The following is a 7,804-nucleotide window of genomic DNA, read 5'->3' as shown; positions in this document are numbered from 1 at the left end:
TCACATAGATTAAAGAAATCTGGGCAACAGAAAATTAACGATTTCTAAGTGCCAGAATAACCGGGCGTGCGGCCCATCAGCATACCCCATCCTTTAGGGTGGGGTGGCCGCACGCAATTTGATTTTCGTAGCTTATGCTTTAAAGCCCATTCTTTCTTTGCAGCTTATATTTTGATGCAACTTAGATTTAGATGCAGCTTTTTGCATGGGAGGCAATGAATTCCCTCATGAGTTTCGCTCCGAGCATGGCTGTCTGTCCTGAATCGTATTCAGGGGCAATTTCAACAATGTCGAAAGCCATTGAGAAGGGAGCAAGGGTCCTTATTGCAGTCCTGACATCCCGGGCACTGAGGCCAAAAGGCTCAGGTGTACCGAGACCTGGGGCATAAGCAGGGTCTATTGCATCCATATCAAGAGAAAGATAGAGCTGACTGCAGTCCAGACATTCAATTGCTTCTTTGAGAACTTCGACCATGCCTATGGATTCAACATCATCTGCAGTGTAGTATTTCAGGTTATTTTCCCTGGCAAAAACCCATTCATCTTCCGGACCGCTCCTTATGCCTATAGAAACAAGATTCTTCGTGACCTGATCGAGAATATTCCGGGATACACATGCATGGTTATGCTTGAATCCCCTGTACTCCTGCCTGAGGTCGAAGTGGGCGTCAAGGACAAGAACTCCGAAGTCATCTCCTGCGAACTCGGCACACGCCTTAACCGTAGAATAAGTCAGGGAATGTTCTCCTCCAAGCATTATTGGAAGCTTTCCGTCATTCAATAAACCCTTTACATCTTCGTAAAGGTCCCGCAGGGTCTCGTCAACTGAAGCTGAAGTTTCCAGGTTTCCGGCATCATAAATAGGAAGATCCACAAGGTCGATGTCAAAAGTATGGTTATAACTCTCAAAATTTGCAGAGACTTGCCTCATAGCATCTGGAGCCCAGCGGCTGCCTGCGCGGTACGAGGAGGTGTTGTCAAAGGGTACGCCGAAAATAACATAACGTGCAGACTCATAGTCTGCAAGAGCATCTATAAAGGAAGTGGGTAAAAACATACTCTTACCTGAGGTAAATTGTTTACTTAAAAAAGGATTTCAGGTTGTTAACCTGAGATTTCTCCTGCTTTTCAGGGTTTATGTCCTTATATCGAGTTTGACTTTTCCAAGGGCTGTGATATAAGAAATCTCTTCGCCCTCTTTCACCTTTTCCTTGTATTCCTCAGGGATTAGAATCTCAAATGTTGAGAAATCCCCCATATCCATGAGCTGGGCGATTTCGCCGACGATTGAGATTACCTGTGCATTCTTCCGTTCCACAATCGGGATATATACTTTGTTTGCAACGGAGCCGATATAGGAACGCTTCTGGCCGTCAAAAAGGCCAATTGTCTCTATTCTTGCCTTTGCGGATCCGTGTTTCCCGGGTTTGGATTTTGTAATGCTCTTTATGACACATGCTTCGTCGTCGACGATCATGTACTTCCCTTCTTTAAGCTCCTTAACTTCAACCTGCTGTTTCATAACAATTCTCCCTTACGTTTTAGATATGTGTATCAATAAGTTGTAAGCGCCATACCGGATTTGCCGGAAAATATTCCAGTGCCGATTCCAGTGAAGTGGGATAAGAAGGCTTTTATAATTTTTAGGCCTGTCTACCCTTTTATCTCAATAAGTTGTAAGCGCCATACCGGATTTGCGGAAAATTTATCCAGTGCCAATTCCGGTGAAGTGGTATAAGATGGCTGTTCTAATTTTTAAGCCTGTCTACCCTTTTATCCATACTTTGCTTACTTGCTCTGTATAGAAAAACTGGAAAGTAATTACTACCTGAATACATGTACAAGCTCACAGGTAGAGAACTAATACGATTAATTATCCTAGAGTATATAATGCTTATGCGAGATTCAGTAGTTCCGGGCACAATATTAGAGAAAACGTCCTAAATAATCGGATTATTCCACTAATTTGAACGAAATATTCGAGATTATAGGTAAAATTTGGCTGTTCGAATGAACTCCGGATGAACCCTGTTCCTGCGGAATTTGAGGTACATGCAAAAGTCCGCAGCCTATTTTCGTTTTTTCTTTATCATCCAAGTCCAAGTTCTCTCAGTTTTCCCTGAGAGGGCACCCCATCCTTATTCCAACCACGATACCGGTAATAATCCTGAAGAGCAGCTTCAAACTCCTGCCTGGGAATTCCATCTCCTCTTTCTTCGCTGCCGGCTTCGAACAGCCTTTCCGGAAGAGCATCATCTTTTCGTGTAAAACCCGCTTTCAGGTTATAAATCCTCTCCAGATTCCAGATTATTTCTCCTGCTTTCAGGAGTTCCGCAGGAGATACTTCCATCCCGGCCCCCGAATGTAGAAGGGCTGAACAGAGTTCCTCATTGATAGCAAAAATAGAAAACGGGCAGAACACAAGGGAATCCAGCACAGCAGTCAGGTTTTCAAAGACCTGCAGAATTCCGGCTTTTCCTTTGAGGCTGAAACGGTCAAGGAGCAGAGGCTTTCCAAGCACTTCGGGCCCGACCATAAAGGCTGTGAGGTAATCTCCCCCGTGACAGGAAGTTGCGTAAGCAAGGGACTGCCCTCTGATACCCCGGGGGTCAAAACCTCCGAGTTCTAGCCCCTTTACATCCATACTGAGGTCTCTCCTTTTCCGGGTCGAGAGGTACTTTCTGGCGCCTTTTCCGGGTTCGCTTCCTTCCCCGATTCCTGCAAGCAGGGTTTCAAGTTCCCTGGCATTTATTTTCCCGGATTGGAGTTCTGCGCAGGCGCCAAGCACGGACCCGGCGGAAACAGGGTCCAGTCCGTAATCCTTACAGATTCTATCTGCCAGGAGCACCGAATCAAAGTCCTGGTTTTCAAGGTTGAACCCGAAAGCCCAGAGGGAATCGTAGTCAGGAAGAACCTGCCCGGTTTTCTTTATCCTTCGTTTACAGCCCAGAGGACAGGCAGGGCAGCTTTCTTTCTCAAGCTCGAAGCTGGTTTTGATATACTCCCCTGAAAACAGGTCCGCAAAAGCAGTTCCCCTTCCGGAAAAGTTTCTGCAGGGGACGAGGTCCATATAATCCAGAAGCTTTACAAGTGCAGGCGTGCCATAGTTGGCAAGCCCTTTGGAGAGCACGGGGTTTGCTTCAAAAAGCTTTAGCATCTTTGTTTCGAGATCTTTGAACTTTTCAGGACTGGCTGGTAAACGCTCTTTTTCCCCTTTTACAACCACTGCTTTTAGCAGCTTTGAGCCCGCGACCGCCCCCAGCCCCCCCCTTCCGCTGTGGATGGAATCAATGACAAAAGAAGAAATAAGAACTTCTTTTTCTCCTGCCCTGCCTATACAGGCTACACTTCCTTTGCTTTTCAGGGCCTTGGTGCATACGTCGGTGTTTTTTCCCCAGAGCTCTTCTGCCGGCACAATTTCAGCGTTTTCGTCTCTAACTTCCACGTAAGAAGGTCTTTTTGCCTTTCCTGTAATGACCAGAGCATCGATTCCGGCTTTTTTCAGTTCTCTCCCGAAGCCCCCACCCATATTCCAGCTAAATATTGTGCCTGTAAGGGGTGATTTCGATGTAAAGACTGACCCTGAAGCCATTGGAGCAAGGCCTGTAAGCGGTCCAACAGTGAAAATAAGGGGGTTTTCAGGGCTAAGTGGATCAATATCAGCATCTGCAAGTTCGGAAAGCAACTTTACTCCAAGCCCCCTGCCGCCCAGGTACATGCGGATTAATTTTTCATCGGTACTGGTGACGATAACTTCTTCGGAGCTAAGGTCTACATATACTGTTTTTTCTGTCCAGCCAGCCATCTCAATCCCTTTTTTATGCCTCTGTTATTTAGGCCTTCTTTTGGGCCTGGTTCTGATGTTTTTTTCAACCAGATTTCAAGTTATAATTCCTTTTTCAATCATTCGGGGGATTCTATATTTTCCTTTAAGTCTTATAATTGCTCTATAGAAATATTTGCCTTAAAGCCTTCCTATTGAGAGGTAAGTTATAATCAGGACCTATACTGTGAAGATCTTGAAAGAGCCAGCCTTTAAGACCGGGAAATCTCACATATTATTGTATGAATCTGGAGAAACCGTATATTATTTCTGTATACGCCCTTGTCCTTAATGAGAAAGGAGAATTCTTGCTGCTCAGGCGTTCGGAAAACTCCCACACTAACCCTGGAAAATGGGACCTGCCAGGCGGGAAAGTGAACCCGGATGAGACTCTAAAAGAAGCAGTTGTGCGTGAGGTAGAGGAGGAAACCGGAATTTCAATTTATCCAGGGGAAATTGCAGGAGAGGCAAACTTTGAACTTCCAGAAAAAAGGGTTATTGCTATTGTATTTAATGGGGGGTATGTTATATCTGAGGTTAAATTGAGTTACGAGCATATTGAATACGCCTGGACTTCCCTTGAACGTATTCTCGGAATGGAGACACTCCCTGCTTATTTCAGGAATTTTTTCAAAAGGTTTATCCTTGAAAACAAAAAACCTTACGAACCTCCTGTTTGATCCGAAAATTTGCCTGTATGTCCGTTCTCATTTGAAGTACTCATCTTCAAGTTTTTTTCTTTTTTTCCGACTGTACTGCCAGCTTACACCAAGGAACAGGAGAATTGCAAGAGCTATAAAACCTGCTGCACGCAGCAGGGTTCCGTACTTGTCCAGTAGAATGGGGTTCACATTATCCCTGAGTTCGTACTCAGGATACATTATATCCCCCCGATCATTGCTGTGCCCGAGACCAAGGGCATGCCCGAGCTCATGTTTTGCAATGGTAAGCATGGTTGCGTCCCCATACTGCCGCCAGCCCCTGCCCTGATAGTTTCCAACCTCAAGGACTATATCCACTTCAACGAAACGGTCTCCGGAGATACTGGGTTTTGCATAGCCTGCTACACCCGAAGGAGCACCTGCAACGCGTTCCAGGTTTTCCACCCACATTATTCTTATGTCAGCGTCTTCAGAGTCAACAATCTCAAAAACAGGGGTGTACTCGAGGTTACCGTTTCCTCCATTTTCCCAGTATTCAAGAGCCTTTTCTATTTGTTCATAATATGTAGGGCTGTAATGGGGCGGTATATTTTTGTCGTCTACGTACACTGTGATAGGAGAATGATTCCAGGGATTATCGAGAATCTTCTCAGAACTAGCCCCGGATACTGGTAAAACAGCAGGTAAAACCAATACCATCAGCAATAAGACAAAGGGTAAAATTATTCTAAAAATGTTGTTTTGATTAATACAAATGAGCCTCCGTATCGGCAATACATTTAATTTCAATTGTGATCATTATTATAAATATTATTACAAATGATTTATAAATATTATTATAAATGGTTTATAGATATTATTATAAATATTAATACCAGGTGAACCTGTTGAACAGGCATACCTGAGAAGTTCTCAGGAAATCTCGACAAAGTATATAAATTACGTTAATTAAAGACCTGAAAGATCTGTTAAAAAATAAGCTTTAAGATTATAAGAACTTAACTTCGCAATGTTTATCCCAAAAGTTAAACGAGAATTTGATTTGTAAACCGATTTTTAATTTAAACCGATCTTCAAAAATCATTTTTTAAAATTAAATCTAAAATTGAACTTTTAAAGTGAGCTTGAAGAAATAAAATTACTAGAATTTTGCTTACTGGTTACTTAATATTAGCTCCGGCGATATTGCATACTTCGCAATCAGGATCACAGCATTGTTCTTTTTCGTCATTTTCCCCTTCTTTGCTAGGGAATTCTGATGCAAGAGCCCTTGTACTTTCTGCAAGTACTGCGGCGTTGGACAGGGATGCCCCTATCATTATTGCAGAAAATATTTTTTCTTTTGGGATTCCTTTTCTTTTTGCGATTCTTATATGCATTTTCAGGCAATGCTCACAGCGGAGGGCAGAAGCTACCCCTATAGAGATAAGTTCCACAGTTTCCTGGTCGAGATTTTTGAACTCTCGCATAATGGAATTATCATAAAGAGTTTTCGGGATGAAGATCTCAGGGAGATCTTTCATAAAGTTCATAATGTAAGGGACTTCCCCATACTGCTTCCGGGCATCCTCGAGGAGTTCCGGAATGACTTTCTCGGGATCCTTTTTTAAAATTTCTACAATATCCTCAAGTTCCATAAGAAACCACCAGCACACATTAACATCAAAACCTGGTCAGACGCCGTTTTTTGGATAAGGATTTACAGTTTAAAGGATTAGTGAAAAGGCACAAACCCAGTAAAAATGTAAAGTGGATATATTTTAACCCAACAGAATCCGGATCAAATTGCAAAACCAACGTCAGACTTAGATTTGATTTTTATCAATATATAATTTTTCATTTTTGATCTGGAGATATTCGCCAGCTCGGAAAGGATGACTCCTTCATCAAACTCCAGCTTTTCAATTTTCTCGTGGAATTCATCATATGGCAGTTTGACCCTGATCCCATTAAGCTGAAGAGTGAGGGGGGCAGGAGAGAGCACCCTGTGGATTTCCGGAACCTGGTTTTCGATCTCCTTCATGACTCGCGCAGGAAGCACTGCAAGAGGGTCTTTTGCCTGCTGTTGGCGAATCTCAGAAGCAATCTTTGAAACCCCTTCGTTAAGATTGTCGAGGGCATTAATTTCCTCTGTTCTTCTTAACCTGTGAGAAACCCTTCCGATATTTCCAATGTACAGGTCTGCCCCGGGGACATCTTCGGTTTTCAGTTCAACAGGCCCTCCGGTAACCACAATAGGGATCTCAATGCCTTCAAAGAGTTTCGGCTTCTTTTTCGTAATACAGTCACTGAAAGACCCGAAGGTGAAAACCGCAATATCATGCTCGTTGATAAGCTTTCTTTCATAGTCCATGGACAGGGATACCCTGCGCCCCATTCCCCTTGCGAGCCCTATCATATTTGTATTGGCTCCGGGATGGCGGAGGTATTCTGCTATATCGCAAGCCGAATGTGGGAGGTGGTGTGAGGCAAGCGTAGGGGAGACAACTGCGATCTCTACCCCTGTAAGAGGGGCTTCCAACAGAACCCCGAGCAGTTCGGCTGAGAGTTTTTTTACAAGATCAATATCTTTTTCAGGTATAAGCATTATAAGATTGACTTCGATCCCGGTAACTACTTTCTGAATTATGTAGCCTCCGAGGTCTTCCATCAGTTCGATTAAAAGCCCGTGCTTATGGACCCCGCCGGTGTAAAGATAGGGTAAGAGTACAACCATCTTAATTCTTCCCTCCTTCCGTCAGTTCTTTGAGCATTACTCCTGCTTCTTCGATCCACTCCTGTTTCAGTGCTTCCTCAGATGCCACAAAAACAAAGCGATTACCTTTATATAGATGATAGCGAACCCTGAACCCCTCGGGAGTGGCACGAATCGCAAAATCTACGAGGTTTTCGTGAAGCCTGTGCCTCGGGTCTGCAACCATCATTTCTTTAAGAAAAGCCGCCTCTTCTGCTGGTTTATCCGTGGTTATGGCTACAGTCCACCGGTCCGGCTGGCTGATGTTCGCTTTTCCGTAGCGCTCCCAGAGTTTCCCGAGCAGTTCCGGAATGTACTGCTCTTTTTTGATCGAAATCATTACTTCACTGGCGAGAGGTTTTGCTTCCACGTCAGCAATGTCGATTGTCGTAACCCTGGTGCCTACATCCCTGAGAATGATTGCCATCTGGAAGAGAGAATCTTCAGGTCTCAGCACTACCTTGATCCGCCCTATTGCAGGGGCAAGCTTGAGACTTGCAAGGTTGTCCTCGATAATCTTCCTGTAAAACTCCTGCTCCGACTCAATTGCTGCCTCGACAACAAAGGTCTCAAGCGACTCCATTT

8 protein-coding genes are annotated in these 7,804 nt (G+C 44.0%); 1 reads left to right on the top strand and 7 read right to left on the bottom strand.

The genetic code is table 11. The features are described 5' to 3' along the window. Nucleotides 1-187: 187 nt before the first annotated feature. The 3 genes from speB to PHF18_RS08190 all read right to left on the bottom strand — a co-directional run bounded on the left by speB (nt 188) and on the right by PHF18_RS08190 (nt 3,805). Entirely contained in the window at nt 188-1,057 is an 870-nt protein-coding gene (gene speB / locus PHF18_RS08200; protein ID WP_300100951.1) for an agmatinase, read from the bottom strand. A gap of 78 nt (nt 1,058-1,135) precedes the next feature. After that, nucleotides 1,136-1,522 carry a translation initiation factor IF-5A gene (locus PHF18_RS08195; protein WP_300100948.1) on the bottom strand — a complete coding sequence of 129 codons (387 nt, stop codon included), beginning with the start codon at nt 1,520-1,522 and terminating at the stop codon, nt 1,136-1,138. Between the two features lie 567 nt (nt 1,523-2,089). Beyond that, nucleotides 2,090-3,805 carry an aldehyde ferredoxin oxidoreductase family protein gene (locus PHF18_RS08190; RefSeq protein WP_300100944.1) on the bottom strand — a complete coding sequence of 572 codons (1,716 nt, stop codon included), beginning with the start codon at nt 3,803-3,805 and terminating at the stop codon, nt 2,090-2,092. 260 nt (nt 3,806-4,065) lie between these two features. On the opposite strand from PHF18_RS08190, the gene PHF18_RS08185 reads away from it, so the two are divergent. After that, nucleotides 4,066-4,503, top strand: a complete 438-nt coding sequence (locus tag PHF18_RS08185) for an NUDIX domain-containing protein (RefSeq protein WP_300100941.1) — start codon at nt 4,066-4,068, stop codon at nt 4,501-4,503. A 27-nt stretch (nt 4,504-4,530) separates the two neighbouring features. On the opposite strand, the gene PHF18_RS08180 is transcribed toward PHF18_RS08185, so the two are convergent. From PHF18_RS08180 to PHF18_RS08165, 4 genes are all read right to left on the bottom strand, one after another. Continuing rightward, nucleotides 4,531-5,184 carry a matrixin family metalloprotease gene (locus PHF18_RS08180; protein ID WP_300100939.1) on the bottom strand — a complete coding sequence of 218 codons (654 nt, stop codon included), beginning with the start codon at nt 5,182-5,184 and terminating at the stop codon, nt 4,531-4,533. A gap of 461 nt (nt 5,185-5,645) precedes the next feature. Next, nucleotides 5,646-6,122, bottom strand: a complete 477-nt coding sequence (locus tag PHF18_RS08175; protein ID WP_300100936.1) for a carboxymuconolactone decarboxylase family protein — start codon at nt 6,120-6,122, stop codon at nt 5,646-5,648. A 143-nt stretch (nt 6,123-6,265) separates the two neighbouring features. Next, complete coding sequence (locus PHF18_RS08170; protein WP_300100933.1) at nt 6,266-7,201, bottom strand: methanogenesis marker 7 protein; 936 nt, start codon at nt 7,199-7,201, stop codon at nt 6,266-6,268. A gap of 1 nt (nt 7,202) precedes the next feature. Beyond that, nucleotides 7,203-7,802 (bottom strand): methanogenesis marker 17 protein, encoded by a 600-nt coding sequence (locus PHF18_RS08165; RefSeq protein ID WP_300100931.1) that lies wholly within the window; start codon nt 7,800-7,802, stop codon nt 7,203-7,205. Between the last annotated feature and the right edge of the window lie 2 nt (nt 7,803-7,804).

Origin of the sequence: Methanosarcina sp. (assembly GCF_028693135.1) — an archaeon.
Classification (GTDB): domain Archaea; phylum Halobacteriota; class Methanosarcinia; order Methanosarcinales; family Methanosarcinaceae; genus Methanosarcina.
This window is presented reverse-complemented; position numbering and strand designations above follow the sequence as displayed.